Genomic DNA, 26985 nt, shown 5'->3' on the forward strand with positions numbered 1-26985 from the left:
CTGTCTCCGACGGATCGGGGGATTACCCTGCGGTTCCGGGGACGCGCCGTCCGGTTTCCGCCGGTCATCCGCGCCCGGCCGCGTCAGCCTGGTCCCATGACGACCTACCGCGCACGCCCCGTCACTCCCGCCACCCTGAGGGAACTCCGCACCACCGACGACTCCGGCCGTCCCCTGTCCCCCTTCACCGACGCGGAGGGCGGCGCTCCGCTGCGCTGCTGTCTGCGCCGCAGTGTCCCGGGCGAGCGGATCGCCCTCGTCTCCTACGCGCCCCTGCGCCGCTGGGCGGCGGGAACCGGGGCGCGTCCGGGGCCGTACGACGAACAGGGGCCGGTGTTCATCCACGCCGACGAGTGCGCGGGGCCGGACGGGCACGAGGGGTACCCCTTCCCGGGCGCCCACCGGACCGTGCGCCGCTACTCCCACGACGGCCACATCCTGGGCGGCGAACTGGTCGAGACCCCCGACGACGACGCCTTCCGAAACGCATTCGACGACCCGACCGTGGCACTGGTCCACGTCCGGGCCGTCGAGTACGGCTGTTTCCTCTACGAGGTCAGGCGACCCTGAGGGTCAGCCCTTGAGCTCCGCCGCCACCAGTTCCGCGATCTGGATCGCGTTCAGGGCTGCGCCCTTGCGGAGGTTGTCGTTGGAGATGAACAGGGCGAGGCCGTTCTCGACCGTCTCGTCGCGGCGGATGCGGCCGACGAAGGAGGCGTCCTGGCCGGCGGCCTGGAGCGGGGTCGGGATGTCCGAGAGGGTCACGCCGGGGGCGCCCGCCAGGATCTCCGTGGCGCGCTCCGGGGAGATCGGGCGGGCGAAGCGGGCGTTGACCTGGAGGGAGTGGCCGGAGAAGACCGGCACGCGCACACAGGTGCCGGAGACCTTCAGCTCGGGGAGCTCCAGGATCTTGCGGGACTCGTTGCGGAGCTTCTGCTCCTCGTCGGTCTCGTTCAGCCCGTCCTCGACGAGGTTGCCGGCGAAGGGGAGAACGTTGAAGGCGATGGGGCGCTTGTAGACCTGCGGCTCGGGGAAGTCGACCGCCGAGCCGTCGTGGGTCAGCTTGTCCGCGTCGGCGGCGACCTTCTGCACCTGCCCGTGCAGCTCGGCCACGCCCGCGAGACCGGAACCCGACACCGCCTGGTAGGTGGTGGCGATCAGCGTCTGGAGGCCCGCCTCGGTGTCCAGCACCTTCAGGACCGGCATCGCGGCCATGGTGGTGCAGTTCGGGTTGGCGATGATGCCCTTGGGGCGGTCCGCGATGGCGTGCGGGTTCACCTCGGAGACGACCAGCGGGACCTCGGGGTCCTTGCGCCAGGCGGAGGAGTTGTCGATCACGACCGCGCCCTGCGAGGCGACCTTCTCGGCCAGCGCCTTCGAGGTCGCGCCGCCCGCGGAGAACAGCACGATGTCCAGACCGGTGTAGTCGGCCGTCGCCGCGTCCTCCACCGTGACGCCGTCCAGGACCGAGCCCGCCGAGCGCGCGGAGGCGAACAGGCGCAGCTCCGTGACCGGGAAGTTCCGCTCCTTGAGGATCCCGCGCATGACCGTGCCGACCTGCCCGGTGGCTCCGACGATTCCGACCCTCACGGTGACTCCCTCTGCGTGTCCTGGATGTGTCTGCGGCTTTTCCATCATGCGGCCGACCCGGGTCAGCCTGTCCAATTCTTTGTGCTCCATGCCCGAGGACTGGGACGCCCACGGCCCACCACCCCTTGCGGAACTCGCGTGGCACCCCGCCTGAGCTGGAGAAATTCGCTCTCCTGCGGTCCCGCACCGCAAGCCGTGCGGCACGCGGCGCCCGGTGTGACGTACGCCTCGGAAAGCTGTGACGTACGCCTCCGAAAAAATTATCCGGGATCGGCCGAACGTTTCCCGCCCCACCGGCGTCGTAGGGGAAACGCGGTGAGGGGAGGGTGTCTGTGCTGCGCAGAATCGCCCGCCGTGGCCAGGGGGAACAGCAAGGGGATCCTCTGGACGCGGCGCAGGAACGCCGGGTGCGAGCGGTGCTCGCCCTGGGCGGGGTGCCGCAGGCGGACCTGCCGGACGGGGTGCAGCAGGTCCGCCTGCGGTTGCTGGAGCGGGCGGCCAAGGGGTACGAGGCGCCACGGGACGTGTCCGCGTGGGCCGCCGTGGTGGCCTCCAATCTCGCCATGGACTGGCACCGGGCCAAGAAGCGCCAGGAGCGTCTCGGCGAGCGTCTGGCCTCGCTCCGGCAGCACGAACACCCTTCCGGGGAGGACACCAGCGTGCTCTCCCTCGCCGTGGCGCAGGGCCTGGACGAGCTGCCCGACCAGCAGCGCCAGGTCCTGGTGCTGCGGTTCTTCGCCGACCTGCCGGTGCGCTCCATCGCCCACGAGCTGGGCGTTCCCGAGGGCACGGTCAAGAGCCGCCTGCACACGGCGGTCCGGGCCCTGCGCGCCCGCCTGCACGAGGACGAGGTGGTGTGACATGAGCGCCGAGAACGAGACGTACGACAGCGACGCGCTCATGGCCGCGATCACCGGCGAGGAACTCGGCGACGAGGCCCGCTCGGACTCCGCCTTCCTCGCCGAGTACCGGGCCGCCGAGGCCGACATCGCGCTGCTGAGGGAGCAGCTGGGGTTCCTCGGCGAAACATTCTCCGAGACGACCTCCGAGACGCCCTCCGAGACGCCTTCCGAGACGCCTTCCGCGACGCCTTCCGCGACGCCCTCCGCGACGCCCTCCAGGGCGCCCTCCGAGGTGCGCCCCGCCCCGAAACCCCTCCCCGCGCGACTGCGGCCGCCGTCCCGTGCCCGCCGCCGCGCCCGCACCCTGGCCTTCGGCACCCTGGCGGTGGCCGCCACGGCGGGTGTCTTCACGGGGTTCGGCTGGCTCCTCGGGCACAGCGGGGCGGACGACCGGGGCGCCGATGCCACCTCCGACTCCGCCGCCAAGGCGGAAGCGGGGGTCCAGTTCGGCGGCCCGGAGTACCTGGCCTGCGCCACCACGGTCGCCGAGGGCAAGGTCACCGCCGTCGAGGAACTGCCCGCAGGACAGGTGCGGGTCACCGTGCGGGTGAGCCACTCCTACGTGCCGACGCACGGCCCGAAGGACCTCACCTATGTGGTCGACACGTACGACCTGCCCGAACCCCTCACCCGGGGCACCGCGGTCCTGTTCGGCGTGAGCCAGGGCTCCCCGGTCCCCGACCACTGGGTCGTCGGCACCCGGCGGATCGCCCAGGAACGGGCCTGGATCACCGCTTCCCTGCCCGAGTCGCGCACGCTGCCCTGCTGAACCGCGGCACGAGAAGGGCGGGCGCCCTCACGGACGCCCGCCCCTTTGATCGCCGTACGGAGAAGTGTTACGGCGTGAGAAGTGTTACGGCGTGACCTTCTCGATCTTCACGCTGCCGAGGCCGGCGACCGTGCCGCGCGCGTTGACCAGGCTGACCTGGCCGAAGAACTCGCGGCCTTCCGGAGCGGGCGCCAGGGCGGTGACGCTGCCGGAGACGGTGGTCGAGGCGCCGTTGGCGAGCTTGACCGGGGTGTCGGCGACGGTGACGGTGCCCAGGGCGCTGGAGAAGAACACGTCCTGGTAGTCGTACGCCGTCGTGCCGGCCGGGACCGCGTAGCCCGCGACCTCGATGGTGTACGTGCCGGCGGCCGGCGAGGCGACCGAGACGGCCTCCTCCGAGTCACCGTCGGCGGAGGTGCCGACCACGGTGCCGGCCGAGTTGTAGACCGTCAGGTCCAGGTCGGCGGAGGCGTCGGAGACGTTGCCGATGGCGACGTCGAGCGACTTGGCGCCCGCGGGCACCTCGACCGTGGTGGTCTGGGTCTCGCCCTCCTTGATGGACGGGCGGGCCGACTTGGACGAGCCGAGCGGGCCGCCGGCCAGCTTGCCGTCGATCGCGGCGAACTGGTTGGTCACCTTCCAGGAGGCGGTGGCCGGGGTGCCGACCTTGGCCTCGGGCACGGTCACGGTCTCCGGGTCGAAGGCCGCGCCGTAGACGGCGACGTCCAGCTTGTACGGGTTGTCGAGCAGCGGCGAGGTGCGGCGCGACTCGACCTCGATCTCCCAGACACCGGCCTGCGGGTCGGCGTAGGAACGGACGTCCGGCTTGCAGCCGTTGCCGTCGAGGTAGTCGTTGTAGCAGTACGGGGTGCCGGTGTTGTCGACCGGGACGCCGTAGGGGTGGATCGCGATGAAGCGGGTCTGGCTCTTGTCCTTCAGCCCGCCGATCGCGACCTCCAGCGACTTGGCGCCCGCGGGCACGGTCACGAAGTACGACTGGGTGCTGTTGCGCTGCACGGTGTTCGACGCGGTGTAGGTGTACTTCACCGGCGCCGAGACGACGACCGTGCTCAGGATCTGCTGGTCGGCGCCCTCGGTCCGCGGGTCGTCGACGACCAGGATCGCGCTCTTGAGACCAGCGGACTTCGGCTGGGCCTGCACCTTGACGGTCACCGGCTGGTTCAGCGGGAGCCGGATGTCGTCCTTGCCGAGGATCCGGAAGGTGTTCCCGGCGTTGTTGTCGAAGGACAGCTCGTGGCGGAGCGCCTTGTCCGGGCCGGACGTACGGGTGATGGTGACGTCGTACGTCTTCTTCTGACCGGCCTTCAGACCGCCCTCGCGGTCGTAGATGCCGGTGCCGTAGCCCGGGGTCTTCAGGAGCTGGTCGATCGCGGTGTCGACCGGGGCCTTCACGGTGTAGGTGTTCGCGGTGGCGCCGTCCTTGATGGCGTCCCAGGCGTCCACGATGTCGATGAGGCCCGCGCCCTCCTCGTACGCCTGCACACCCTTGATGTGCTGGGCGGTCGAGGTCAGGGCGGTGCGCAGGGTGGCCGGCGTCAGCGCGATGTGCTTCTGCTTGGCGGCCGACAGGAGCAGCGCGGAGGCGCCGGTGGCCTGCGGGGAGGCCATCGAGGTGCCCTGGAGCATGGAGTAGCCGGCCGGCAGCGTGTAGCCCGACTCGGCGACCGGGGAGCCCGGCAGCCAGGTCTGCGTGGTGTTGATGGCCGCGCCCGGGGCCGACAGGGTCGGCGTGAAGCCGCCGTCCTCACGCGGACCGCGCGAGGAGAACGGCATCATGGCGTACTTCTTCTCCACGACGGAGCCGTAGTTGGCGGCCCAGGTCTCCTTGGAGATGGTCGCGCCGACCGAGATGACCTTGTCGGCCAGACCGGGGTCGCCGATGGTGTTGGCACCGGGGCCGGAGTTGCCCGCGGAGATCACCAGCTGGACGCCGTAGGTGTCGATGAGGCGCGTGTAGAGCTCGGCGCGCGCGTTGTTGCCGTCGTTCAGCGCCGGCAGGCCACCGATCGACATGTTGACGATGTCGACGCCGCGGTTGACGACGAGGTCGATCATGCCCTCGGTCAGCGCCACGTTGGTGCAGCCGCCGGTCCAGGTGCAGGCACGGGAGGAGACGAGCTTCGCGCCCGGGGCCGCGCCGTTCATCTTGCCGCCGAACAGGCCGTTGGCGGCGGTGATGCCGGCCACGTGGGTGCCGTGCTCGGACTCGATGACACCGATGTTGACGTAGTCGGCCTTGCTGCCCGCGGCGTCGTAGACGACGTCCTTGCGGATCTCGATGACGAACGGCTGACGCTCGACGACGTCGGTCGCCGGGTTGTCGGTGCCGAAGTAACCGACCTGGAAGCCGTCCTTGTACGGCTTCATCGGCGTGTCGTCGGAGAAGTCGTTGTTGTTGTTCAGGTCGACCCGGACGGTTCCGGCGGCCGCGTCGTACAGCACGCCCCAGACGTCGGTGGTGTCGCCGTCGCGGTTGGCGTCGCCCTTGGCGTCACCGCCGGCCGTGGCCGACTCGCGGAACAGGTTGAACTGGTAGGAGCCCGCCGGGGCCTTCCAGGTGGCGCCCGCGATGGTGAAGGTGGGGCCGCTGACGGGGTTGTTCATCCGCCGCCAGGTGGCGTCGGCGTCGGAGACCGGGTCGGTCGCCGTCACCCAGTCGACGATCTTCCGCTCACCGGTGGTGGTCTTCTGGAGCGCCGGGTGGCCGAGGTCCACACCCGAGTCCAGGATGCCGATGGTGACCCCGCGGCCGTCCGCCTTCGGGTGGTCCTGCACGAAGTCGACGGCGCCCGTCTCGAAGGACGGGTTGTACGGGTTCTCGGCGGGCGTCTTCGCGCTCGGCGCCGGGTAGGTCTTCGCGGCCTTGTGCGCGGCGCCCTTGGCGGTGTCGGCGCTCGGCGTCGGGTCGTCCAGCGGGATGTCCTGCTTGACGTCGATGCCGTGCACGGAGGACAGCTTCGCGGCGGCGGCGATGGCCGCGTCCGCCTTCGCGGTGGGGACGGTGGCCCGGACGTAACCGAGCTTGTCGTAGGTCTTGCCCACCAGGCCGCCCTTGACCGCGTCCAGCTCCGCGGCGACCTGCTCGGTCCTGCCGGGGGCGGTGGCGACCATCAGCGTGATGCTCTTGTCGCCGGCGGCCTTGGCCTCGGCCAGCGCGTCGGCGTCGTCCGAACCGAGCTTCTGGTCGGCGGACTTCAGGCCCGGGTCCGATGCCGCGGGGGTGGTGCCCGCGTCGGCGGAGAAGGCCATCGGTATCGGCCCCGCCGCGGAGAGTGCGGCAACCAGTCCGGCGGCCGCGGCTATGCGCGCCACACGTCTCGCGCCCGATATCCGGTCGCTCTGGGGGGTGAGGGTCATCGGCATCCCTTGTGAGTAAAGGAACGAGCAGGCGTGTGACCGGGACCGATCGGTCCTGGCCACGGTGATCCGGAATACGACCCCGGATGAGCGCCCAGCTTTACGCATGGGAAGGATGTTTAGGGAGAGTTGACCGAATCGATATGGCTGTATGGGGAAAACCCGCGATGCCCATTAGGGCATAGGTGAAGTTCCTTGACGAAGCGGTCAATTCACCCCGGCGAACCCTTGGGAAGCCTTGGGGAGCCCTGGGAAAGCCTTTTCACGCGTCCTTGACGCGGGCGTAGTGCCGGGACGCCTTCGCCCGGTTGCCGCAGGTCGCCATCGAGCACCAGCGCCGGGTGCCGTTCCTCGACGTGTCCAGGAAGTGCAGCACGCACGACTCGTGGGCGCAGGACCGGATCCGGTCGGGCGCGGTGTCGAGCAGTTCGAGGTAGTTGCGGGCGGCGAGCCAGGCGGGTGCCCAGGCGGGGTCGCTCAACTCGGGCAGCTCGACGGGGCCGTGGGGGGTCAGTGAGACCCGGACCCGGCCGTGCGCGAGGACCGCGTCCACCAGCGGGGCGCCTTCTTCCAGTGGCCCGTCCACCGCGGTCCGCAGGGCCTCGCGGGCCTGCCGCACGTTCCGCAGCATCCGGCTGTCGGGGGAGTGGTCGCCGCTCAGGCCCGCCGACGCGAGCCACACCCCGAGTCCGTCGACGTCGGTGAGCAGGTCCTGGAGGGTCCCCTCGCTCATCCAGCGGGTGTTGAGCAGGTCCAGCGCGAGCGGCTCGCCGGTGAGCGGGCGCGGGTCGCCGGTGCGCGGGCGCTGGTCGCCGGTGGCAGGCATGGGGGCTCCCTTCCGTACTAACCCCTCAAGCGTACGTGACTGGTTGCGCGCGGCCTCTCTAACCTCTAAAGTCGATGACAAGGGTTATAAGGGTTACGCAAGCTGAAGGGGACAGCCATGACCTTGCGCACCGGCCACATCGGCCTGAACGTCACCGACCTCGACCGTTCGCTCGCCTTCTACCGGGACGTCCTCGGCTTCACGGCTCTCGCCGAGGGCAAGGAGGAAGACCGTCGGTACGCCTTCCTCGGCGACGGCGACACCCTCGTCCTCACCCTCTGGCAGCAGGCCGGGCAGCCGTACGGCCCCGACCGCGCGGGCCTGCACCACCTCGCCTTCGAGGCGGACTCGATCGAGCGGGTCAGGGAGTACGAGGAGGCGTTGCGGGCCTTCGGGGCGGACTTCGCCCACGAGGGCGTGGTCGCGCACCGCGAGGGCGCGGGGTCGGGCGGCATCTTCTTCCACGACCCGGACGGCACCCGCCTGGAGATCTCCGTACCCAGCGGCGCCGAAGGGGCCCCAGCGCCCTCCGGTACGGCTCCGACCTGCGGGTTCTTCTAGTCATGGGCGTCTATCACGCGGGCTCACGGGCCGTGCAGGACCGGGTCGGGGTGCGCGAGCAGGCCGACCACGTGGGCCGCTCGGTCGGCCGGGGCATCCGGGAGATCGCCGCGGCCTTCCTGGAGCTCCAGCCCCTCCTGGTCGTCGGTGCCGCCGCGGAAGGCCGGGTCTGGGCCTCGCCGCTCACGGGATCGCCGGGCTTCGTCCGGGCGACCGGCCCGCACCGCGTCTCGGTCGCCGGCGGTCCGCTGCCCTCCGACCCCCTCGCGACCGCGTACGCCACCCCCGGCACCCCCGTCGGCACGATCGCCCTCGACCCCCGCACCCGCCGCCGGATGCGCCTCAACGGCCGACTCGCGCCCACGGCACGGGGGTTCGCGATCGAGGCCGACCAGGTGTTCTCCAACTGCCCGAAGTACCTCCAGAAGAGGCAGTCGTACGAGTTCGTGCCGGACCGCCGACCGGGCGAACCCCGGCGCACCGCCCAACTCACCGACGATCAGGCCGGATTCGTCACCGCGGCCGACACCTTCTTCCTGGCCACCGTGCACGAGGGCGGGGCCGACGCCAGCCACCGGGGCGGCAACCCCGGTTTCGTGCGCGTCGATTCACCGGGCGAGCTCAGCTGGCGCGACTACCCCGGCAACTCCATGTTCCTCACCCTCGGCAACCTCGCCGCCGACCCCCGCGCCGGTCTGCTGTTCCTCGACTGGACCACCGGCACGGCACTCCAGCTGACCGGCGAGGCGCACACCGAGTACGGCGAGGACCGCAGGGTCCGTTTCACCGTACGGGAGGTGATCGAGACCCCCTCGGCGCTCCCGCTGCGCTGGTCCGCGCCCGAATACTCACCGGCCAATCCGGACCCGGCGGGCTAACTTGCCCGTATGCGCAAGAAGTTGAGGGTGGCGGCCTACGCCATATGTGTCCGGGACGAACAGATCCTGCTGGCCCGCTGGCTCAACGACGGCCTGCCGGAGTGGACGCTGCCGGGCGGCGGCATGGAGCACGGCGAGGACCCCTACGACACGGTGCTGCGGGAGGTGGAGGAGGAGACCGGGTACCGCATCGAGGTCACCGGCCTCCTCGGTGTCAGGTCGCACCGGATCCCCCTTCGCCGCCGCGGCCGCTCCGTCGACCACCACGGCGTCGGACTCGTCTACGAGGCCAGGGTCACCGCGGGCGAACTGCGGTACGAGATCGGCGGTTCCACGGACATGGCCGCATGGCACGACCTGGACGCGGTACTCGCGTTGAAACGCGTGCCCCTGGTCGACTACGGCCTGCGGCTGTGGCGCGAGCGACCGGCGACCGGGCGGCCCGCGGACCCGGTGTCGAACCCGCCCGCGGAATAGGTGTCGTACCCCGCGAGATGAACACGGCGTGACCACTCCCCGGCCGTTCGACGAGCGCTCCTGAACGCGCGGGGTGGGCGAAGATCCACGTACGGTGATCGGCGTTGCGCGTTGCCGTCTCGTTCACGCGCAGGTCATTCCCGGTGCCAAGCATCCAGAGCGAGCGGGTCGTTCGCGAACGCGATCACCCGCGACCACTGCCGACGCAGTTCGCACTCGGGGAGATCGCGCCATGTCGCGCACACGCTCTGTCGCCAGCACCCAGCCGGCGGTCCACCGCCGGACCGTCCTCGCCACCGCGGGCGCGGCCGCCGCCTCCGCCGGCATCGGCTACGCCCTGCGGCCCACCGACAGCCAGGCCGCGACGGCCACCACCGGGGCCGCCGAGGCGCCGGTGGCCCGGACCGTCCACCAGGCCGCCGCCCCGGCCGAGGCCCCCCTCGCCCCGTACACCCGCGGCACGACCGTCGCCTCCATCGCCGCCCCGCGCACCTCCTCCGGCTACCGGCGCCTGGGCGACGGTCCCGGCTGGAGCCGCAAGGTGCGCTCCGACCTCGCCGCACCGAAGAGCGGGCGGGCCGGCCGCCGCACCTCGCTGGCCGCCTTCGTGCAGTTCACCGACCTGCACCTGATGGACAGCCAGCACCCGGCACGCCTGGAGTACCTGCGCTCCACCGACGTGCACGCCTGGCGACCCCAGGAGGCGCTCACCGTGCCCGGCGCGATCTCCCTCGTCGAGCGGGTCAACGCGCTGCGCGGCGGACCGGTCACCGGCGCCCCGCTCCAGTTCGCCATGACGACCGGCGACAACACCGACAACAACTCCCACACCGAGCTGGACTGGTTCCTCACCGTCATGAGCGGCGGCCGGATCACCCCCAACTCCGGGGACCCGCGCCACTACGAGGGCGTCCAGAACAGCGGACTCAACCAGTACTGGCAGCCCGACTCGACCACCCGCGACAACGACAAGCGGCTGGGCTTCCCGCACCTCAAGGGCTATCTCGCCGCCGCCATCCGCGAGGTCAACAGCCCCGGCCTGAACATCCCCTGGTACTCCACGGTCGGCAACCACGACAGCCTGCCGCTCGGCTGCTTCGGCCACGGCGACTCCTGGCTCGCCGAGTACGCCGTCGGCGGCAAGAAGCTCATGTCGCTGCCCGCGTCCGAGGCGAAGAAGCTCCAGGACACGATCAGGAAGGCGAGCGACCCGCAGGGCCACCACTTCCGCGACTTCCTCAAGGCGCATGCCCGCAGCATGCGCTCGGTCACCCCCGACGAGCGGCGCGCCCCCTACACCGCCCGCGACTACCTCAAGGCCCACCTCGACCCCGCGTACCGGGGCGTGGGCCCGGTCGGCCACGGCTACTCCACCGCCAACCTCGACGCGGGGACCCAGTACTACAGCTTCCGCATCGCCGACGACGTGATCGGCATCAGCCTCGACACCACCGACCCGGGCGGCCACTACCAGGGCTCCATCGGCGCCGCGCAGCTGCGCTGGCTGGACCGGACGCTGCGGGAGAACAAGGACTCGTTCGCCGTCGTCTTCAGCCACCACACCAGCGACTCGATGGACAACCTGCGGCGGGACCCGGCCCACCCGGGCGAGCGGCGGTACGGCGGCGCCGACGTCGTCGCCCTCCTCGCCAGCCACAGCAACGTCCTCGCCTGGGTCAACGGCCACATCCACCGCAATGTGATCACCGCCCACGCCGCCCCCGACGGCCGTTCCTTCTGGGAGATCTCCACCGCCTCCCACATCGACTTCCCGCACCTGGCCCGGATCATCGAGCTGGTGGACAACAAGGACGGCACGATCTCGGTCTTCACCACCCTGGTCGAGTCCGCGGCCCCCCACCGCACCGACTTCACCGACCTCTCCCAGACCGGCCTCGCCGCCCTCTACCGCGAACTGGCCTACAACGCCCCGGGTTCGAGCAACAAGCTCGGCGGCGGCGCGGTGGACCGGAACACGGAGCTGGTGCTGAAGAAGGGCTGAAATCAGCTCAACCCTCCTGATCCACCTCAACCTTCCCTCCTTGGCGGGAGTCTCTCCCGCCGATCACGCTCGCCGAGCGTGCCGGAACCAGGGGGAAGACATGACCGTACGGACGACTGTGGTGGTCGGGGCGACCGCCGTGGCCCTCGCGACCGGGCTCGCCGCTCCGGCGATGGCGGCCGGCACCGACACCGCTCCGGCGACGGCGGCCGGCACCACCCGCACCGACACCCACGAGGCCACCCGGCAGGCCGTCCGCGCCGCCGTGCAGGACGGCGTGCCCGGGGTGACGCTCACCGCGAGGAACGGCCGGAGCAGCTGGTCGACCACCGCCGGGGTGGGCAACCTGCGCACGCACGCCCCGCGTTCGGCGGACGACCGCTACCGCGTCGGTTCCATCACCAAGACCTTCGTCTCCACCGTCGTCCTCCAGCTGGAGGCGGAGGGACGGCTGTCGCTCGACGACACCGTGGACAAGTGGCTGCCCGGCGTGGTGCACGGAAACGGCCACGACGGCAGCCGGGTCACCCTGCGCCAGCTCCTCAACCACACCAGCGGCATCTTCGACTACACGTCCGACGAGACGTTCGGGCGCACGTACTTCCTCAAGGACGGCTTCTTCGAGCATCGCTACGACACCCTGGCTCCCGGACAGCTCGTCGCGATCGCCATGGCCCACGAGCCGGACTTCGCGCCGGGCACCTCCTGGAACTACTCCAACACCAACTACGTACTGGCGGGCATGGTGATCCAGAAGGTCACCGGGCGGCCGTACGGCGAGGAGATCCGGCACCGGATCATCCACCCGCTGCACCTGACCGCCACCTCCGTCCCCGGCACCCGCGTCACCGTCCCGGGGCCCAGCAGCCGTGCCTACTCCAAGCTGGCGGAGACGGCGACGGGGCCGACGTACGACGTCACGCGGCTGAACCCCTCGCTGGCCTCCTCGGCGGGCGAGATGATCTCCGACTCGGCCGACCTGGACCGGTTCTACTCGGCCCTGCTGAAGGGCAGGCTGCTGCCGCCGAAGCAGCTGAAGGAGATGAAGGCCACGGTGCCCGTCGAGGGGATCCCGAACGCCGGCTACGGCCTCGCCCTGATCGACCGGAAGCTGAGTTGCGGGGTCCATGTCTGGGGTCACGACGGCGGCATCCACGGTTCCAGCTCCGTGGCCGTGACCACGGCCGACGGCCGGCACTCCCTCGCCTTCAACTTCAACGGCGACTGGTCGGGAGACACCGACGCCGTGATCGAGGCGGAGTTCTGCGGCAAGTAGACGCCCCGACCCCGTCCCGAATTGCAGAGTTCATCCGGGCGTAACGTCCGTACCGCCTCATATCGGCTAACCCGCACTTCACGGGGATGGCTCGATTTGTGTGCAAGGCGGGTGGTCGTGTGCGTACGGGACGCGAACTGCGAGTGCTGTCGGTCTACGAGGGCTTCTTCTCCGGTGGGGCCCGGATCGTCCACAGTGACATCGTGCTGGGCCTCACCGAGGGCGGCCAGCACCATCGGGTGCTGAGCCTGTACGGCGAGGTGCACCGGGAGGCGACCCGGCAGCGGATGACGGACGACACCTGCTACCGGGCGCTGACCGCGGCCGGAGTGGGTGTCACCTCCCTCGACCGCACCTACCGCGGCACCGGCGTTCCGGACGGATTCACCGGCCCGGAGCTGGCCGAAACGGCCCGGGTGACGGCCGGCGCGGACGTCATCCTCTCCCTCAAGGAGCAGCCGCTCGCGCTGCTCAACCAGGCGGGTCTGCCGCGCCGCCCGGTCGTGGTCTGCCTGCACCGCTCCGACCCGGAGAACCAGGGCCCCGCCCTCGACGAGCTGAGGGCCGCCATCGCCGACGGCACGGTCGTGGCCTGTGTCTGCTGCGCCGAGTCGACCCGGGACGCCTACCGGGCCGCGGGCATCCCCGCCGACCTCCTCCACGTGATCCCCAACGGCGTCGACCTCGCCCGCTTCCGCCCCGACGCCTCCCGCCGCCGTACCCTGCGCGCCGAACTCGGCATCGACCCGGCGGCTCCCGTGGTCGTCTTCGCCGCCCGTTACGACGGCATGAAGAACGTCCCCCTGCTGCTCGCCGCCGCCCGCGCCTGGCTCGCGCGCGTCCCGGACGGTCAGGTGCTGCTGTGCGGGGCGGGCATGACGGCGGCGAACCCCGGTCTCACCGCCGACATCGCGACGGCGTTCGCGGGTGCCGCGGGCCTCGCCGACCGGGGGCTGCGGCTGCTCGGCGTCCGCCGTGACATGGAGTCGCTGTACGCGGCCTCCGACGTCGTCGCCCTCACCTCCGCCTGGGGCGAGGCGGCCCCGCTGTGTCTGATCGAGGGCATGATGTGCGGCGCGGTCCCGGTGGCGACGGACGTCGGCGACAGCGCGGCGATCGTCGCGGGCCTCGGCCTGGTCACCGCCCCGGACCCGGAGGTGATCGCGACGGCCTGGTCACGGGCAGTGGCCTCGCGCGCCGACCTCGCCCCGGCCCTGGCCGCGAGCCGGGAACGCTTCAGCCGCACGAGGATGATCGCCTCGTACGCGACCCTGCTGGACCGCGCGGCCGCGGGCACCACCACGCGCCTCCCCGACCCGTTCTGAGCACGGGGGCCCGCGTCCCCGCGACGAGGGCCCCGCACGCACAACGAGGAGGGGCCCCCGGTTCCCCAGTCCCGGTGGGCCCCTCCTCTCCCCTCCTGATCCCTCCCCGGTCCGTCACTACCGGGGCAGGACCACGACATAGGCGGCCGGATCCCGGTCGCCGGAGGCCATCAGGGCCGTACGGACGACCGTGGCCTGCTGCTCCATCGCGTCCCGGAGCTTGCGCGGGGTGATGTGGACGACCGTGATGCCGAGCCGCTCCAGGTGCTCGCGCTTGCGGGCGTACTCCGACCACAAGGCGTCCTCGTCCTGACGCGGGGCCCGCGTGTCCAGTTCCACCGCCACCGCCTGGTCGGGCCAGTACGCGTCCAGGCCGCCCAGGTGGGGGCCGCCCGGGAGCCGCAGGTCGACGTTCCAGACCGGGTCGGGCAGGCCGTACTCCCGGACCATGCGGTAGAGGCGGTCCTCCGCGATGGCCCGGCCCTCGGCGAGCAGGGAGTCCACCGCGTCCACCACGTGCGGGCGGCTCAGCAGCTTGGCGTTGTTCAACTCCCTGACGACGGCGGCCGGTTCGCAGTGCCCGCCGCGCACCGCCTCGGTCAGCAGCCGGCGTACCGCGCCCGCGTCCGTCAGCTCGGTGACCGCGTCCGCGAGGGCGCGCGGGACCGGGGCGACCGGGAGGCCGGTGACCTGCTCGGGGGCCGGGAGCGCCGAGGTACGGACGATCCGCGCGCCGCCCGCCGAGCGCAGCCGGCGCATCCGGGGCACCAGCACGTCGATGCGGTCCAGGGAGAGCAGCGGCGGGGTCGAGCTGAAACCGTGCAGGGTCAGTGCCGCGAGGCCCGTGATCATCGCCTCGGCGTACACAGGGCGGTGCGGGTCCTCGGCGCCCGGCTGGGACGGCACCCCGGTGCCGCGTTCCCGTGCCGCGTACATCAGTACCGCGTGCAGTCGCTCCTCGCTGGTCGGCGGGCCCGGGTGGAGCAGGAAGACGCCCGGGAGGAGCTGCTGCCAGGGGCCGCCGGGCCGGCACTGCTCGTTGGCTTCGGCGACCGAGACGCCCTGCGCGCGGAGCCGGCCGGCCGTCATGACCCGGCGGTGCACCTCGGCGAGGTGGCGGAGGGGGCGGGGGGAGAGCGGGGGGACCGGGGTGTTGTGGTTCATGCAGCGGAGATTCCCGCACCCGATCGGCCCGCTAACCGCTGTTACAGGGCCGTCGACAAATACGGACAAGACAGCACTAAAGGACGGATGTTCGGATGCCGATGGGGCACCGAAAACCCCTGGTCCATTCGGGTGGGACCAGGGGTTACGGCTGTGATGGAACGGATTTCGTAACGGCTACCCGACGCTCAAGCTCGGGCCAGAGGTCAGCCCTGGTTGACGGCCCCTGCGTCGCACGCCTGTCCCCGCAGCGCCCGCGCCAGATCGTCCCGCCCCTCGAGGACCAGCCTGCGCAGCGCCGGCGCCGCGTCCTCGTGCGCCGCGAGCCACGCGTCGGCCGCGTCCAGGGTGGCCGTCGAGTCCTGGAGCGAGGGGAACAGCCCCGAGACGATGTTCATCGCGATCTGGATCGAACGGTCCCGCCAGATCCGGGTGAGCGCCGCGAAGTACTTCTCCGTGTAGGGGGCGAGCAGCTCCCGCTGGGCCGGCCGCCCCCAGCCCGCGATCGTCGCCTCGGCCAGCGCGTTGGACAGCGCGTCCGACTCCACGACCTGCGCCCAGCCCTGCGCCTTCACCGCCGCCGACGGCCGCGCGGCCAGGCAGCGCACCTGGTGGCGCTTGCCGGACGCGGTGTCGTCCCGGGCCAGCTCCGCCTCCAGCTCCTTCTCGCCGGCGAGTCCGTGCACGACCAGCGGCTCCAGGAACGCCCACCGCAGCTCCTGGTCGACCTCCAGGCCCGGCACGGTCGTGGTGCCGTCCAGCAGCCCCCGCAGCAGGTCGAGGTCGCCCTGCTCCTCGGCGGTGCGGGCGAAGAAGCGCGCCCACGCCAGCTGGTGCTCGCTGCCCGGCCCGGTCCGCTCCAGCAGCTCGCGGCGGGCGGAATCGGCGAGCAGTGCCGCCCCGCGCGCACGCCAGTCGGGGGCCGCGTAGTGCGTGACCGCCGACTCCGCCCAGGCGTGCAGCATCTGGAGCACGCCGATGTCGGACTCCCGTCCCGCGAACCGCGTCACCAGCTCCACGAAGTCCCGCGCGGGCAGCAGCGCGTCCCGGGTCATGTTCCACAGCGCCGACCAGCACAGGGCCCGCGCGAGCGGATCGGCCACCGAACCGAGCCCGGACTTCAGGGTCTCCAGCGAGGTCGTGTCGAAGCGGATCTTGCAGTACGTCAGGTCGTCGTCGTTGACCAGGACCAGCGCCGGCGCCTCAGCGCCCGCCAGCTCGGCCACCACCGTGCGCGGCCCGTCCACGTCCACCTCGGCGCGGGCGTACCGCTCCAGCGTCCCGTCCGCCGCGGCCCGGTACAGGCCCACCGCCACCCGGTGCGGCCGCAGCTCGGGGTGGGACTCGGCGGCCTCCTGGACGACCGCGAGCTCGTCCACGAGCCCCTCCGCGGACAGCAGCACCTGCGGGGTCAGCGAGTTGACCCCGGCCGTCTGGAGCCAGGACCGCGCCCACGCGCCCATGTCGCGGCCGCTGGTCTCCTCCAGCACCGACAGCAGGTCACCGAGGCGGGTGTTGCCGTAGGCGTGCCGCTTGAAGTAGCGCCGGGCACCCTCCAGGAACGCGTCCTGGCCGACGTACGCGACGAGCTGCTTGAGGACGGAGGCGCCCTTGGCGTAGGTGATGCCGTCGAAGTTGAGCTTGGCGTCCTGGAGGTCGCGGATGTCGGCGGTGATCGGGTGCGTGGAGGGCAGCTGGTCGGCGCGGTACGCCCAGGCCTTGCGGCGGTTGGCGAAGGTGATCCAGGCGTCCTTGAAGCGGGTCGCGCCGACGTTGGCGAAGGTGCCCATGAAGTCCGCGAAGGACTCCTTCAGCCACAGGTCGTCCCACCACACCATGGTGACCAGGTCGCCGAACCACATGTGCGCCATCTCGTGCAGGATGACGTTGGCCCGGCCCTCGTAGGACGCCTGCGTGACCTTGCCGCGGAAGATGAACTCCTCGCGGAAGGTCACCAGACCCGGGTTCTCCATCGCCCCGAGGTTGTACTCCGGCACGAACGCCTGGTCGTACTTCCCGAAGGGGTACGGGTAGTCGAAGTGCTCGTGGAAGAAGTCCAGCCCCTGCTTGGTGACGAGGAACACGTCGTCGGAGTCGAAGTAGGGGGCGAGCCCCTTGCGGCACAGGGCGCCGAGGGGGATCTCCAGGCGGGTGCCGTCGTCGAGGACGCGCTCGTAGGTGTCCGTCACATAGTGGTACGGGCCCGCGGTGACACAGGTGATGTACGTCGAGATCGGCTTGGTCTCCGCGAACCGCCACACCCCGTCCGTCAGCGTCCCGGCCCCGTTGCTCCACACCGTCCACCCCTCCGGTGCCCGCACCTCGAAGCGGTACGGCGCCTTCAGGTCCGGCTGCTCGAAGTTGGCGAAGACCCGGCGGGAGTCGGCCGGCTCGTACTGCGTGTAGAGGTAGACCTCGCCGTCCTCGGGGTCGACGAAGCGGTGCATGCCCTCGCCGGTGCGGGAGTAGGCGCACTGGGCGTCGACGACCAGTTCGTTGTCGGCGGCCAGGTCCTCCAGGGCGATCCGGGAGCCGTCGAAGACCTCTCCCGGGTCGAGGTCCCGGCCGTTGAGCGACACGGCCGTCACGCTCGGCGCGATCAGGTCGGCGAAACTGGCAGCCCCCGGCTCGCTGCACCGGAAGCGGATCGTGGTCACGGACCGGAAGGTGCGCGGGCCGTCCCCGGCCTGGTCGCCGACCGCCGAGCGCAGGTCGAGGGACACGTCGTACCCGTCGACGGACAGCAGGGCGGCCCGCTCCCGGGCCTCGTCACGGGACAGATTCTCACCGGGCACGGGCGATGCTCCCTCGGATGGTGTTCAGCATGCGGACAGGCCCGATCCTGCCATGTGCCCCTGACATCGGTCAGCCGGGAATGGGGCGGGCGGCGGCCGGTGTTGCGGCAGGAAACGAACACTTCTCTAGGAGACCCATGTCCGAGACCGCGACCGCCTCCGGCAAGACCCCCGTCGACTTCTGGTTCGACCCGCTGTGCCCCTGGGCCTGGATGACCTCCCGCTGGGTCCTGGAGGTCGAGAAGGTCCGCGACATCGAGGTCCGCTGGCACATCATGAGCCTCGCCGTCCTCAACGAGCCGAAGATCGACGAGCTGCCCGAGGAGTACCGCGAGCTGCTGGAGACCAAGGCCTGGCAGCCGATCCGGGTCGTCACCGCGGCCTGGCAGAAGCACGGCTCCGACATCCTCGGCCCGCTCTACACCGCGCTCGGCACCCGGATCCACAACGAGGGCCAGGGCCCGACGCGTGCGGCCGTCGAGGGCGCCCTCGCGGACGTCGGCCTGCCCGCCGACCTGATCGAGTACTTCGACCAGAAGGACTTCGAGTTCGACGCCGAGCTGCGCGCCTCCCACAAGGAGGGCATCGACAAGGTCGGCCAGGACGTCGGCACCCCGGTCATCGCGGTCCCCGGCCCCGACGGCGAGCAGATCGCCTTCTTCGGCCCGGTCGTCACCCCCGCCCCCAAGGGCGAGGAGGCGGCCCGCCTCTGGGACGGCACCGTGGCGGTCGCCTCGGTCCCGGGCTTCTACGAGATCAAGCGCACCCGTACCAAGGGCCCGGACTTCAGCAACCTGTAGTCACTTCTCCGGCTCGGGGAACGAACCCCCGTCGTTCTGATCCCCGAGCCGCTGATACCGCAGACACCCATCACGGGCACACCGGTAGTACGAGCCCAGGCGGGTATGCCTGGGCTTGTGCTCCCGCACGAACTTCTTCTCGTCATCAGTGAGCGCGCGGAACTCCTGAAGACTCCCGCCGCAATTCGAGCACCGCATGAACACCGTGAACTGCAACCCCCTCAGGGGCGCGGGGAACTGCGCGACCAGCCACAACGAAACCTGCGGCTAACGACCGGCCCGTCCCCGAGCCACATCCAACCGTCCCAAATGCTCCTGGAACCCCTCGGAGTAGTACGCGGACCGCCCCGGATCCGGCTCGACAACAGCCGTAGGTTCGGTCCACACCCCGGCGTCCAGGGAAACCCCGAACCGCTCGGCCGCGGCCAACACCGCCCCCCGAGCCCCCACCTCCCCCTCCACAACCCTGAGCGGCCGCCCGAGCACATCCGCCAGCAACTGCATCCACGCGGAACTACGGGTCCCCCCACCGCACACAGCGAGAGCGCCCGTCAGCCCCGCCGCCTCCAGACAGTGCCGAGCCGCGTACCCGATCCCCTCACAGGTCGCCCGGACCAGATCCGCGGGCGTCGTCTCCAGCGACACCCCGCTCAACTCGGCCCGCAGACGAGGCTCGACAAAGGGAGCCCGCTCCCCGGAGGGGGCGAAGTACGGCAGCACCCGCACCCCGCGCGCCCCGGGCGGGGTCGACGCCAGCAGCCCGTCCACCTCCGCGTGCGTGACGCCGGTCGTCGACAGGACCCAGTCCAGCGCGGCCGTACCGACCATCGCCGGCATCGCCCGCAGCCGGTGCCCCGGCCGGTCCGTGGAGATGAACAGCCCGGCCGGCTCACCGCTCAGATCCAGCTCGGTCGTGGCGACCAGCGCCGCCAGACAGGTCCCGACGATCAGGAGACCGTCCCCCGGCGCGGTGACCCCAGCCCCCAGCGCACAAGCCGGCAGATCGTAGGGCCCGTTGGAGATCCGCGTCCCGGACGGCAGCCCCTCGCCGCGGGCCTCGCCGGTGGCGAGAGGGTCGCCGACCGACGGGAGCAGCCGTCGCCGACGGGTGAGCCCCAGCAGCTCCACCACCCGGTTGTCGTAGGTCCGGGTCCGTGGATCGAGGAACGGCATCGACGCGTCCGACACGTCCGTCACGGCGAGCGCCGCGCCCGTCAGCCGCTGGAAGACCATGTCCTTGCAGTACACGGCGGCCGCGGCGGCGTCCAGGGACTTCGGGTCGTACCGGTCCAGCCAGGCCAGCAGCGGTCCCGGCGAGCCCGGGAACATCGCGCCGCCGGTCCGCCGGAACACGGTCTCGAAGGTGCCGTCCGCCAGCCACTGGTCGAGCAGTTCGTGCGCCCGCCCGTCCATCCAGGACACCGCGGACCGCACCGGCCGCCCCTCCCGGTCGACCAGCCACACCCCGTCGCCCTGCCCGGTCAGCCCGGCCAGCTCCACCGGCTCCGGCACCCGCGCGGTCAGCTTGGCGAGGACGTCGACGACGGCGCCGTAGACCTCCGTCATGTCCTGCTCGACGAACCCGCCGTGCAGGGAGAGCTCCACCGGGCGTGACTCGACGGCCAGTTGGCGTCCCTCACCGTCGAAGGCGGCGGCCTTGACGACGGACGTGCCCACATCGATACCGACGTACATTCGGATTCCCTTCTACGACCGTCACGTCAGGCAGTGCGCCAGCCGCTCCCCGCGTGCCCAGCGGCCCACCTCCTCGGCCGCGATCCTCGCCGCCTTCTCGGCCACCGCCCGGCTCGCCCCGCCGAGGTGCGGGGTCAGGACGACCCGGTCGGCCAGGGCGTGCAGCCGGGAGTCCGCGGGCAGCGGTTCGAGCTCGTAGGTGTCGAGGGCGGCCGCCGACAGCCGGCCGCTCTCCAGGGCGTCGCACAGGGCGGACTCGTCGATCAGCGGGCCGCGGGCCACGTTCACCACGACCGACCCCTCGGGCAGCAGCCCCAGCTCCCGGGCGCCGATCAGACCGCGGGTCTCGGAGGTGAGCCGGGCGTGCAGGGTGATGACCCGGGACCGGGCGAGGAGATGGTCGAGGGAGTGCACCCGCAGACCGTGGATCTCGCCGCGCACATAGGGGTCGTACACCATGACCTGCGCCCCGAACGCGCACAGCACGCGTGCCACCCGGCTGCCCACGGCCCCGTAGCCGACGAGCCCGACGGGCAGGTCCTCCAGTTCGAGGCCGCTGTGCTCGTAGGTGTAGTAGGCGGCGCCGCTCTCCCACTTGCCCTGGGCGGCCAGCAGGTCGTGGGCCTGCGGGATGCGGCGCAGGGCGGCGAGCAGCATGCCGACGGTGAACTCGGCGGTGGCGGCGGCGTTGCGGCCGGGCGCGAAGCACACCCGTACGTCATGGGCCTTGGCCGCGTCCAGGTTCACGTTGACCGGGCCGCCCCGGCACACCACCACCAGCTTCAGCCGGTCGGCCGCGTCCAGGACCCGTTCGGTGACCGGGCCCATCTGGGTGACGAGGACCTCCGCGCCGTCCAGCGCCTCGATCAGCTCGTCCTCGGCGTCGCTCGCCTCCGTCACCTCGGAGACGGGCCCGAAGGGTTCGAGGGGCCAGCCGAGCGTCAACTCCTTCGTCTGCACGGCGATGCCGCCCAGCTCGGCCTCGACGGCCCCGGCGATCAGCCCCGGCAGCACGAAGTGGTCGCCGGCCGCCACGACACGTACGGGCTCGGTCCTCTGGGTCATCGTCGACCTCCGGATCGTCGCTTCACTGACACGATGTTGAGCCGCCGGTCCGGGGTACGCATAGACCCCGTGCGGGTGGGAGGTGCCGGCAGGGCGGAGATGACCGAGATGACTGACGAGAACGAGACGGCGTGGCTGGGGATCGACCTCGGCACGCAGAGCGTGCGCGCGCTGCTGGTCTCGGCCGCCGGAACCGTGCTGGGCCGGGGTTCCGCCCCGCTCGACGGCCGGCGCGAGGGCGTACGGCACGAGCAGGACCCGGGGGAGTGGTGGGAGGCGGTCCGCACGGCGACCCGTTCCGCGCTTCTCACCCGGTCGGGCGTACGCCTGGGAGGGCTCGCGGTCTGCGGCACCTCGGGGACGGTCCTGCTGACGGACGCGGCAGGCCGGCCGACGAGCCCGGCGCTCATGTACGACGACGCCCGCGCGGCGACCGAGGCGGCGGCGCTGCGTGCGGCCGGGCTCGCGGTCCAGGACACCTGGGCGCTGCCCAAGGCGCTGTGGCTCGTCGCCGGCCACGGCAAGGGCCGGGTCACCCACCAGCCCGACACCGTCACCGCCCGGCTGGTCGGCCGACCGGTGCCCACCGACTCCAGCCACGCCCTCAAGACGGGCTACGACCTGGAGCGCGACGCCTGGCCCGACGTCGACCTGGATCTCCCCGAGGTGGTCCGCCCCGGCACCCGGCTCGGCGAGGTCTGCCCGGCCGCCGCCGAGGCCACCGGCATCCCCGCCGGGACCCCGGTCGTGGCCGGGATGACCGACGGCTGCGCGGCCCAGATCGCGGCGGGCGCCCTGCGGCCCGGCTCCTGGAACTCGGTGCTCGGCACCACCCTCGTGCTCAAGGGGGCCGCCCCGGAACCGGTCCGGGACCCCACCGGCGTGGTCTACAACCACCGCGCGCCGGACGGGACCTGGCTGCCGGGCGGGGCGTCGAGCGTGGGCGCCGGGGCGCTCCCGGCGGACCTGGATCCCGCGGCCATGGACGAGCGGGCGGCCGCCTACGAGCCGTCCGGCGCGGTCGCCTACCCGCTGGTCTCGCGCGGGGAGCGGTTCCCGTTCCGCGCCCCGGACGCCACCGCCCTCACCCTCGGCACCCCGGCCGACGACGCGGACCGCTGGGCCGGCCTCCTCCAGGGCGTAGCCCTCGCCGAGCGGCTCTGCCTCGACTACCTCCACCATCTGGGCGCCCCGCTCGACGGCCCGCTCACCTTCACGGGCGGCGCGGCCCGCAGCCCGTACTGGAACCAGCTCCGCGCAGACATCCTCGGCCGCCCGGCCCGGGTCCCCGAACAGACCGAACCGGCCCTGGGCATGGCCGCGTTGGCGGCCCACGGCGTCACGGGCGAGCCCTTGGCGGACGTCGCGGAACGCATGGTCCGCATCCGCACGACGCTCGCTCCGAACCCGGAGCGCACCACCCTCTTCGCCGAGCCGTACGCCCGCCTCCTCGACGAACTCACCGAGCGAGGCTGGCTCCCAACGCCGGTCGCCGCGCATGCGCACGGTCGACTGAACTAACCCAGGGGCGCGGGGAACTGCGCGACCAGCCACGACGGCGCCGCACACGACGACGGGACCAAGCCATGAGCACAACCCTCCTCCTGGCCCGCCACGGCCAAACGATCTGGCACGCCGAGAACCGCTACGCCGGCGTCAGTGACATCGGCCTCACCGACGAAGGCCGCGCACAGGCGAACGCACTCGGACGCTGGGCCGCCACCAACCGCCCCGACGCGATCTGGACGTCACCCCTGTCGAGAGCGATCGCCACCGCGGAACCAGCCGCCCGCGCCCTCGGCAGAGAACCGCACCGCGAACCCGACCTCAGAGAGTGCGACTTCGGGGTGGTGGAGGGCCGTACCCTCAACGAGTTCGCCGCCGAAGTCCCCGACGCGGCCGAGGCGTTCCGGGCGGACCCGGTGGCGTATCCCTTCCCCGGCGCGGAGAACCCCCTGGACGCCGCCGCCCGCGGCACCGCCGCCCTGCGCCGCATCGCCGCCGCGCATCGCGGCGAGCGGGTGCTGGTCGTCGCCCACAACACCCTGCTGCGGCTGGTGCTGTGCAGCCTCCTCGGGATCCCGCTCGCGGAGTACCGCAGAGTGTTCCCGCGGTTGCGCAACGCGGCGATCACCGAACTCCGCCTCGACAAGGACGGATCCGCCGCACTTCTCTCACTCAATGTGCCGTGCGAGCAGGACCGGTCGTAGCACGATAGGAACATGACGGAGATCGACACCTCGGTGCCGCATTCGGCCCGGATCTGGAACTACTGGCTCGGCGGGAAGGACAACTACCCCGTCGACGAGGCGGCCGGCGACGCCTACACCGCCGTCTTCCCGGGGATCGTCACGATCGCCCGCAGCAGCCGCGCCTTTCTCGGCCGCAGCATCCGGTACCTGGTCGAGGAGGCGGGCGTCCGCCAGTTCCTGGACGTCGGCACCGGGCTGCCCACGGTCGACAACACCCATGAGGTCGCCCAGCGTCACGCCCCCGACGCCAAGATCGTCTATGTCGACAACGACCCGCTGGTCCTCGCCCACGCCCGCGCCCTGCTCACCTCCACCCCGGAGGGCGAGACGGCGTACGAGGACCTCACCCTCTACGAGCCGGAGAAGATCCTCGAGGCCGCCTCCCGGACCCTGGACCTGACCCGTCCGACGGCCCTGATCCTCAGCGGTCTGCTCGGTCATGTCGCCGACTACGACCTGGCCCGGGACCTGGTCCGCAGGCTGCTGGCGGGTCTGCCCTCCGGCAGCTACCTCTGCGTCAACGACGGGTCGCGCGGCACCGACCCGGACTACGAGCAGGCCCAGGACGCCTACAACGAGACCGGCGCGGTGCCCTACTTCCTGCGTCCGGTCGAGAAGATCGAGGGGTTCTTCGAGGGCCTGGAGCTGGTGGACCCCGGGGTGGTGTCGGTCCCGCTGTGGCGCCCGGACGGCGACGCGACCCCGGCCCCGATCGGCCAGCACGGCGGTGTCGGCCGCAAGCCCTGACGGCCCCCGGACACGGAAGGCCCCCGCGAGTCACGTCCTCGCGGGGGCCTTCCTTTCTCCACCCGCCCCCGTGAAGGTTGAGAAGACGATCACGAGGCGAGGCGCCTTATTGCAACTAGCTTGCAACTACACGGTAGCAACAGGAAGCCCCTTCTGTCGTGCGTATCCGGCGACCGCCAGCGCCAGCGTCATCGCACCCGTCGCGTACAGCTGCACCCGGGTGCCCGGCTCCCGAGCCATCAGGACGAGGATCGCCGCCATGCCGGCCAGGGCGACCCAGGTCAGGACGGGGAAGGCCCGGGACCGGCGCAGACGCAGGTGGGAGACGGCGACGATGATCCAGACGACGAGGACGACCGCGCCGATCATGTTGAGGAGCCAGGAGAAGACGTCGTCCGGCCGCCAGTAACTCAGCACCACACAGCCGAAGCCGAAGCCGCACGAGACCAGCACCGCGATCCGCGGCACGCCGCCGGACACCCGGCCGAGCGCCTTCGGGCCCAGACCGCGCTGCACGAGCGAGTAGGCGATGCGCGAGGAACCGTAGACGTTGGCGTTCATCGCCGAGAGCAGCGCCACCAGCACCACCACGTTCATCAGCTGCCCGGCGCCGGGGATGCCGAGGGAGTCGAGGGCGGCGACATAGGGGCCCTTCTCCACGACGGCCTTCGCGTCCCAGGGGACCAGGGTCACGATGACCGCCATCGAGCCGATGTAGAACAGCCCGATCCGCCACATCGCCGTACGGACCGCGTTCGTCACCCCGCGCACCGGGTCCTCGGACTCGGCGGCGGCGATGGTGACCGTCTCCAGACCGCCGTAGGCGAACACCGAGGCGAGCAGGCCGACGACCAGGCCCTCGCCGCCGCCGGGGAAGAACTCGGTGAGGTTCGCGGTGCCGGGGGAGTCGGTGCCGGGCAGGAGGCCGGCGATCGCCAGGACGCCCAGGACCAGGAACAGGCCGATCGCACCGACCTTCAGGGCGGCGAACCAGAACTCGAACTCGCCGAAGTTCTTCACCGCGGCCAGGTTCGTGGCGCAGAAGACCAGCATGAACAGGGCCACCCAGGCCCACTCCGGGGTCCCGGGCAGCCAGCCGGTCACGATCTTCGCGGCGCCGATGCCCTCCAGGCCCACGGCCGTGCACAGCAGCACCCAGAACGACCACCCGGCCGTGAACCCGGCCCACGGGCCGATCGCCCGTTCGGCGTGCGCGGAGAAGGAACCGGAGGAGGGGTGGGCGGCCGACATCTCGCCGAGCATCCGCATCACCAGCATCACGAGGAGGCCGGAGAGCGTGTAGGCGAGGACGATCGACGGGCCGGCGGCGGCGATCCCCGCGCCGGAGCCGACGAACAGTCCGGCGCCGATCACCCCGCCGAGGGCGATCATCGACAGATGGCGCTGCTTGAGACCGTGGGAGAGCGAGGCGGCGGACTCTTGTGGAGTCGTGACCGTGGTGCTGGGCATGGGCGCGGTTCGTCCAGTGCGTGAGACGGCAAAAACGCCCACAGTCTGGGCGGTCTCCCCTGGTCACAGGGGAGACCGCCCATCATGCGGACGTCTTCGGCACGGATCGTGACTAGGCGGCCACGGACGTGTAGTGCGAGGCGTCGCCCTCGATCGACCAGCTCTCCTTGCCCTCGATGCCCACCGGGACGTCCCCGGCGATGGTCACCCGGTGCAGCCGGCGCGGCAGGCCGTCGTAGTTGTCGACGGCGTAGTGCTGGGTGATGCGGTTGTCGAAGAGGACCAGCTGGTTCTCCGACCAGCGGTGCCGCAGCAGGTTCTCCGGGCGGGTCACGTACGACTGGAGGATGTCCAGCAGCTTGCGGGACTCGCCCGCCGACAGCCCCACGATCCGCTGCGCGAACCCGCCGATGAACAGCCCGCGTTCACCGGTCAGCGGGTGCACCCGGACCACCGGGTGGGCGGTGCGGTACTTGATCGAGGTGAACCGGGCGCGCCGGGCGGCCTGTTCCTCGTCGACGGACTCCTCCGGTACGGCGTAGTCGTAGTCGTTGGTGTGCTCGGCCCACAGTTCGTCGGCGAGGCGCCGCAGGGGCTGCGGCAGATCCCGGTACGCGGCCGCCGAGTTGGCGATCAGGGTCTCACCGCCGTACGGCGGGATCGTCAGGCTGCGCAGGGTGCTGGCCTGGGGCGGGTTGAGGACGAACGTGACGTCGGTGTGCCAGTGGTTGGCGGCCTGGCCGCCCTCGCTGTCGACGGGCAGCACGTTCGGGGCGCCGTCGACGGCGGGCACGGTCGGGTGGGCGGTGGTCAGCTCGCCGAAGTGCCGGGCGAAGGCCTGCTGGCCCTCGTCGTCGAGGTTCACGTCGCTGAAGACCAGCGCCTTGTGGACGTTGAGGGCGTCCCGCAGTGCGGTGGCCGTCTCCTCGTCGAGCGGCCGGGAGAGGTCGACACCCGAGACGTGGGCGCCGATGTGGGCGGTGACCTTGCGGATCTCGATACCGGACATGGGA

The 26985-nt window shown here is 71.6% G+C and carries 22 protein-coding genes; 13 read left to right on the forward strand and 9 right to left on the reverse strand.

Annotated features, from left to right (window positions below; genetic code table 11):
• Positions 1 to 96: 96 nt before the first annotated feature.
• On the forward strand, positions 97 to 570 hold the full coding sequence (locus AQJ54_RS07545) for a DUF1203 domain-containing protein (RefSeq protein WP_062027479.1): 474 nt from the start codon (positions 97 to 99) through the stop codon (positions 568 to 570).
• Positions 571 to 573: 3 nt separating this feature from the next.
• Here AQJ54_RS07545 and AQJ54_RS07550 read toward each other — a convergent pair whose 3' ends face one another.
• Positions 574 to 1590 (reverse strand): aspartate-semialdehyde dehydrogenase, encoded by a 1017-nt coding sequence (locus tag AQJ54_RS07550; protein WP_062235301.1) that lies wholly within the window; start codon positions 1588 to 1590, stop codon positions 574 to 576.
• A gap of 326 nt (positions 1591 to 1916) precedes the next feature.
• Between AQJ54_RS07550 and AQJ54_RS07555 the strand changes: the two genes are divergently transcribed.
• Positions 1917 to 2450, forward strand: coding sequence for a sigma-70 family RNA polymerase sigma factor (locus AQJ54_RS07555; protein WP_174856960.1), 534 nt, complete (start codon positions 1917 to 1919; stop codon positions 2448 to 2450).
• Position 2451: 1 nt separating this feature from the next.
• Complete coding sequence (locus AQJ54_RS07560) at positions 2452 to 3261, forward strand: superantigen-like protein SSL4 (protein ID WP_062235304.1); 810 nt, start codon at positions 2452 to 2454, stop codon at positions 3259 to 3261.
• An 84-nt stretch (positions 3262 to 3345) separates the two neighbouring features.
• On the opposite strand, the gene AQJ54_RS07565 is transcribed toward AQJ54_RS07560, so the two are convergent.
• Together AQJ54_RS07565 and AQJ54_RS07570 are read right to left on the reverse strand one after the other, a co-directional pair.
• A complete protein-coding gene (locus AQJ54_RS07565; protein ID WP_062235307.1) occupies positions 3346 to 6639 on the reverse strand; it encodes a S8 family serine peptidase in 3294 nt (1097 codons plus the stop codon).
• Positions 6640 to 6901: 262 nt separating this feature from the next.
• The gene (locus tag AQJ54_RS07570; RefSeq protein ID WP_062235310.1) at positions 6902 to 7465 is read right to left on the reverse strand and encodes a CGNR zinc finger domain-containing protein; all 564 of its coding nucleotides are present in this window, start codon (positions 7463 to 7465) and stop codon (positions 6902 to 6904) included.
• Between the two features lie 117 nt (positions 7466 to 7582).
• Here AQJ54_RS07570 and AQJ54_RS07575 point away from each other — a divergent pair, with 117 nt between their 5' ends.
• The 6 genes from AQJ54_RS07575 to AQJ54_RS07600 all read left to right on the forward strand — a co-directional run bounded on the left by AQJ54_RS07575 (position 7583) and on the right by AQJ54_RS07600 (position 13984).
• Complete coding sequence (locus AQJ54_RS07575; RefSeq protein ID WP_062235313.1) at positions 7583 to 8026, forward strand: VOC family protein; 444 nt, start codon at positions 7583 to 7585, stop codon at positions 8024 to 8026.
• A gap of 2 nt (positions 8027 to 8028) precedes the next feature.
• The gene (locus AQJ54_RS07580) at positions 8029 to 8904 is read left to right on the forward strand and encodes a pyridoxamine 5'-phosphate oxidase family protein (RefSeq protein WP_062235316.1); all 876 of its coding nucleotides are present in this window, start codon (positions 8029 to 8031) and stop codon (positions 8902 to 8904) included.
• Positions 8905 to 8913: 9 nt separating this feature from the next.
• Entirely contained in the window at positions 8914 to 9381 is a 468-nt protein-coding gene (locus tag AQJ54_RS07585; protein WP_062235319.1) for an NUDIX hydrolase, read from the forward strand.
• A gap of 232 nt (positions 9382 to 9613) precedes the next feature.
• Positions 9614 to 11383 (forward strand): TIGR03767 family metallophosphoesterase, encoded by a 1770-nt coding sequence (locus AQJ54_RS07590; protein WP_062235322.1) that lies wholly within the window; start codon positions 9614 to 9616, stop codon positions 11381 to 11383.
• A gap of 100 nt (positions 11384 to 11483) precedes the next feature.
• Entirely contained in the window at positions 11484 to 12659 is a 1176-nt protein-coding gene (locus tag AQJ54_RS07595) for a serine hydrolase domain-containing protein (RefSeq protein WP_062235325.1), read from the forward strand.
• A 143-nt stretch (positions 12660 to 12802) separates the two neighbouring features.
• On the forward strand, positions 12803 to 13984 hold the full coding sequence (locus AQJ54_RS07600; protein ID WP_062235328.1) for a glycosyltransferase: 1182 nt from the start codon (positions 12803 to 12805) through the stop codon (positions 13982 to 13984).
• Positions 13985 to 14101: 117 nt separating this feature from the next.
• On the opposite strand, the gene AQJ54_RS07605 is transcribed toward AQJ54_RS07600, so the two are convergent.
• Positions 14102 to 15148, reverse strand: coding sequence for a hypothetical protein (locus tag AQJ54_RS07605; protein WP_062027502.1), 1047 nt, complete (start codon positions 15146 to 15148; stop codon positions 14102 to 14104).
• A 206-nt stretch (positions 15149 to 15354) separates the two neighbouring features.
• Entirely contained in the window at positions 15355 to 17943 is a 2589-nt protein-coding gene (gene pepN / locus AQJ54_RS07610; RefSeq protein WP_062235331.1) for an aminopeptidase N, read from the reverse strand.
• A 137-nt stretch (positions 17944 to 18080) separates the two neighbouring features.
• On the opposite strand from pepN, the gene AQJ54_RS07615 reads away from it, so the two are divergent.
• The gene (locus AQJ54_RS07615; RefSeq protein WP_062027505.1) at positions 18081 to 18743 is read left to right on the forward strand and encodes a mycothiol-dependent nitroreductase Rv2466c family protein; all 663 of its coding nucleotides are present in this window, start codon (positions 18081 to 18083) and stop codon (positions 18741 to 18743) included.
• Between the two features lie 267 nt (positions 18744 to 19010).
• Here the strand turns inward: AQJ54_RS07615 and AQJ54_RS07625 are convergent, their stop codons facing one another.
• Together AQJ54_RS07625 and AQJ54_RS07630 are read right to left on the reverse strand one after the other, a co-directional pair.
• Positions 19011 to 20438, reverse strand: a complete 1428-nt coding sequence (locus AQJ54_RS07625) for an FGGY-family carbohydrate kinase (RefSeq protein ID WP_062235334.1) — start codon at positions 20436 to 20438, stop codon at positions 19011 to 19013.
• Between the two features lie 21 nt (positions 20439 to 20459).
• Positions 20460 to 21503 carry a 2-hydroxyacid dehydrogenase gene (locus AQJ54_RS07630; RefSeq protein ID WP_062027509.1) on the reverse strand — a complete coding sequence of 348 codons (1044 nt, stop codon included), beginning with the start codon at positions 21501 to 21503 and terminating at the stop codon, positions 20460 to 20462.
• A gap of 108 nt (positions 21504 to 21611) precedes the next feature.
• Between AQJ54_RS07630 and AQJ54_RS07635 the strand changes: the two genes are divergently transcribed.
• From AQJ54_RS07635 to AQJ54_RS07645, 3 genes are all read left to right on the forward strand, one after another.
• Complete coding sequence (locus AQJ54_RS07635) at positions 21612 to 23024, forward strand: FGGY-family carbohydrate kinase (RefSeq protein WP_062237018.1); 1413 nt, start codon at positions 21612 to 21614, stop codon at positions 23022 to 23024.
• Positions 23025 to 23089: 65 nt separating this feature from the next.
• Complete coding sequence (locus AQJ54_RS07640) at positions 23090 to 23713, forward strand: histidine phosphatase family protein (RefSeq protein ID WP_062235337.1); 624 nt, start codon at positions 23090 to 23092, stop codon at positions 23711 to 23713.
• Positions 23714 to 23725: 12 nt separating this feature from the next.
• Positions 23726 to 24502 carry an SAM-dependent methyltransferase gene (locus AQJ54_RS07645; protein ID WP_062235340.1) on the forward strand — a complete coding sequence of 259 codons (777 nt, stop codon included), beginning with the start codon at positions 23726 to 23728 and terminating at the stop codon, positions 24500 to 24502.
• Between the two features lie 126 nt (positions 24503 to 24628).
• On the opposite strand, the gene AQJ54_RS07650 is transcribed toward AQJ54_RS07645, so the two are convergent.
• Positions 24629 to 25972 carry an amino acid permease gene (locus AQJ54_RS07650; protein ID WP_062235343.1) on the reverse strand — a complete coding sequence of 448 codons (1344 nt, stop codon included), beginning with the start codon at positions 25970 to 25972 and terminating at the stop codon, positions 24629 to 24631.
• Between the two features lie 112 nt (positions 25973 to 26084).
• A complete protein-coding gene (locus AQJ54_RS07655) occupies positions 26085 to 26981 on the reverse strand; it encodes a TauD/TfdA dioxygenase family protein (RefSeq protein WP_062027518.1) in 897 nt (298 codons plus the stop codon).
• Positions 26982 to 26985: the final 4 nt, after the last annotated feature.

This window comes from Streptomyces griseorubiginosus, from assembly GCF_001514195.1.
Lineage (GTDB): Bacteria > Actinomycetota > Actinomycetes > Streptomycetales > Streptomycetaceae > Streptomyces > Streptomyces griseorubiginosus.

Bases quoted from the DNA above. Each gene is read 5' to 3' on its own strand.
- AQJ54_RS07655 (WP_062027518.1), bottom strand. From the start codon at position 26,981: ATGTCCGGTATCGAGATCCGCAAGGTCACCGCCCACATCGGCGCCCAC.
- AQJ54_RS07580 (WP_062235316.1), top strand. From the start codon at position 8,029: ATGGGCGTCTATCACGCGGGCTCACGGGCCGTGCAGGACCGGGTCGGG.
- AQJ54_RS07595 (WP_062235325.1), top strand. From the start codon at position 11,484: ATGACCGTACGGACGACTGTGGTGGTCGGGGCGACCGCCGTGGCCCTC.
- AQJ54_RS07575 (WP_062235313.1), top strand. From the start codon at position 7,583: ATGACCTTGCGCACCGGCCACATCGGCCTGAACGTCACCGACCTCGAC.
- AQJ54_RS07590 (WP_062235322.1), top strand. From the start codon at position 9,614: ATGTCGCGCACACGCTCTGTCGCCAGCACCCAGCCGGCGGTCCACCGC.
- AQJ54_RS07640 (WP_062235337.1), top strand. From the start codon at position 23,090: ATGAGCACAACCCTCCTCCTGGCCCGCCACGGCCAAACGATCTGGCAC.
- AQJ54_RS07645 (WP_062235340.1), top strand. From the start codon at position 23,726: ATGACGGAGATCGACACCTCGGTGCCGCATTCGGCCCGGATCTGGAAC.
- AQJ54_RS07650 (WP_062235343.1), bottom strand. From the start codon at position 25,972: ATGCCCAGCACCACGGTCACGACTCCACAAGAGTCCGCCGCCTCGCTC.
- AQJ54_RS07560 (WP_062235304.1), top strand. From the start codon at position 2,452: ATGAGCGCCGAGAACGAGACGTACGACAGCGACGCGCTCATGGCCGCG.
- AQJ54_RS07635 (WP_062237018.1), top strand. From the start codon at position 21,612: ATGACTGACGAGAACGAGACGGCGTGGCTGGGGATCGACCTCGGCACG.
- AQJ54_RS07630 (WP_062027509.1), bottom strand. From the start codon at position 21,503: ATGACCCAGAGGACCGAGCCCGTACGTGTCGTGGCGGCCGGCGACCAC.
- AQJ54_RS07570 (WP_062235310.1), bottom strand. From the start codon at position 7,465: ATGCCTGCCACCGGCGACCAGCGCCCGCGCACCGGCGACCCGCGCCCG.
- AQJ54_RS07585 (WP_062235319.1), top strand. From the start codon at position 8,914: ATGCGCAAGAAGTTGAGGGTGGCGGCCTACGCCATATGTGTCCGGGAC.
- AQJ54_RS07605 (WP_062027502.1), bottom strand. From the start codon at position 15,148: ATGAACCACAACACCCCGGTCCCCCCGCTCTCCCCCCGCCCCCTCCGC.
- AQJ54_RS07625 (WP_062235334.1), bottom strand. From the start codon at position 20,438: ATGTACGTCGGTATCGATGTGGGCACGTCCGTCGTCAAGGCCGCCGCC.
- AQJ54_RS07545 (WP_062027479.1), top strand. From the start codon at position 97: ATGACGACCTACCGCGCACGCCCCGTCACTCCCGCCACCCTGAGGGAA.
- AQJ54_RS07615 (WP_062027505.1), top strand. From the start codon at position 18,081: ATGTCCGAGACCGCGACCGCCTCCGGCAAGACCCCCGTCGACTTCTGG.
- AQJ54_RS07565 (WP_062235307.1), bottom strand. From the start codon at position 6,639: ATGACCCTCACCCCCCAGAGCGACCGGATATCGGGCGCGAGACGTGTG.